Source organism: Robbsia andropogonis (assembly GCF_000970345.1).
Classification (GTDB): domain Bacteria; phylum Pseudomonadota; class Gammaproteobacteria; order Burkholderiales; family Burkholderiaceae; genus Robbsia; species Robbsia andropogonis.
Genome location: NZ_LAQU01000148.1, coordinates 1 through 1,918 on the forward strand (window position 1 = coordinate 1; position 1,918 = coordinate 1,918).

The following is a 1,918-nucleotide window of genomic DNA, read 5'->3' on the forward strand; positions in this document are numbered from 1 at the left end:
CTTTGAACCATTGCCTCAGAAACCATCAAATGACCGGAGAGCATCCCTTAAATAGTCAGAAATGCTGTGGCATATGTGGTTCAACATGATTCTCCGTCGACTGGGCAAGCGCGGACTTTACTAGAGCGGACATCAATAACTTCGCCTTCTCTGGATACGCGACCTCGTCTGAACCTATCTGCTCTACGCGACTGAATCCTTCTGCTTGAATAGCCTTTGGTTTAAATAGCAGTTTTGCCGCGTTAGGCACTGAAGCCAGTAATGTCAGAGGATCATACAGGTTCAGTTTCGTCACCTTAGGCCAGATAGCATCAAAGGACACATTGCTTTTATTACCGTGTTGGCCTACATCAATTTGTGAGTTCGGCATGAACGTACGGAAGAACCAAGCGTTATCCAGGCCAGGAAGTAATCCATCTTGAATTCCTTCCCATAGGCCTTTTAGGGCACTCTTTTGAACATCTCTCAAGTATTGGCCCACTGGATGTCCACTCATTGCCATTCCTTCGTAGAATGATGGTGAAACGGCGGTTTTGTAGGCGGCCTCCTTTGTCACGATACGTAATGGAATGCCAAGCTCCTGTGCTTTGCGATAAAGACTGCGGGCAGCATCCAAGTCGGTGACGTTATTGTAGGCACGTGCATCAGGCTGTATAAAACCATCTGCGTCCTTTAAAGGCTCCACTCCGCCCATAATGGTGATATCGTCAACGCGCTCGCGCATAATCTCTGGGCAAGTAGTGATAAGCCCATTGAGATCACCCATGCCTGCGATCACGACAATACTAAGCGGATGTGGCGCATGCTTCAGGCGCAGTCTCATATCCTGCAAGCTGTCACGATGAATTTCACTAGATGCGGCACGTAAGGCATGACCTTCTCGTAAAAACTTGGCATGCTCTTTAGACTGCAGCGGGTTCATTCTGTAATCTTGACCACGCGACACATGCACATCAGGCAATCGAAGTTTATTAAATACTCCCTTCGCCATCTCAGCACGTTGACATCGAACTTCAGCATCACCCAGCGTCGTAACCACATCCTTGATCTGTATAAAGCCTTCAATCTGCAGTTGCCTTCCCAAAGTATAAGCGACGACATCATCTGGATCTTTATTCGGGTCGCTAAAAAACCATACATCTTTCGGTAACTGTGGCTTTTGTGATCGCAGATCATTGATGGCAATGGTTTCGTCTGGGGTCAGACGATAGTCAGATGCGCTCAATTGTGCAAGTATTGTGTTTCGCGCGGCAATCAGCGAATCCGGCGGGCTTTCCAAGCGCCCCAAAATAGCACGACTTAGGCTTGCTTTCGGGGCGGAAGCCGACGTCAAGCCGCATTCCGATTGGGTATAGGCTTGTTCGCTGGGCGCCCGTATATCCGGGGAATGCCGGTCCACGGTTGAAGGAAGGTCGAAAACAGGCGTGTGCGCAGAATTTTGTAATGTATCGGTGAATGTGCGCTGTCCTGCAAGGGGAAGCGAAAACGTGCGCCTGAAGCGGTTTGTTGTCTGACGCTGTACAAAGGATGGCGAGGGTTCGGGGAACCTGGCGGAGTAGGAGACCAGTCGGCGGGACGGCCCTGAACCGGCGGTGCTAGCCGAGCCGAGAAAAGCGACTTGCTCGTTTGGGCCAGGCGATGACGTGAAGGCGTTATCATCCGGCGACTGCGACTGGTTCGTGCGATTGATGTGCATTGTAAGGACGGAATTTTTTAGTTGGAAGAAAACTTGGATATTATTGGACTTGGCCAATTCCCGCGCTAGTCATTACGCGCCTTTCGATATTGATCTCACCTCTTCATTTTAACGAGTGGCGTTTATGGCATTAGCGTGTGCGGCGAAGAGCTTGCTCCGAAAGCGCAATTGGCCGGTTTTGCGTACACTTCGCCCTGTAGGCGGCTACTCACCAGTAGGCTA

The 1,918-nt window shown here is 50.3% G+C and carries 1 protein-coding gene; it reads right to left on the reverse strand.

The genetic code is table 11. The annotated features are described in order from the left end of the window. Positions 1-55: 55 nt before the first annotated feature. Positions 56-1,753 carry a type III secretion system effector XopQ gene (gene xopQ, locus WM40_RS26620; protein WP_330218183.1) on the reverse strand — a complete coding sequence of 566 codons (1,698 nt, stop codon included), beginning with the start codon at positions 1,751-1,753 and terminating at the stop codon, positions 56-58. Between the last annotated feature and the right edge of the window lie 165 nt (positions 1,754-1,918).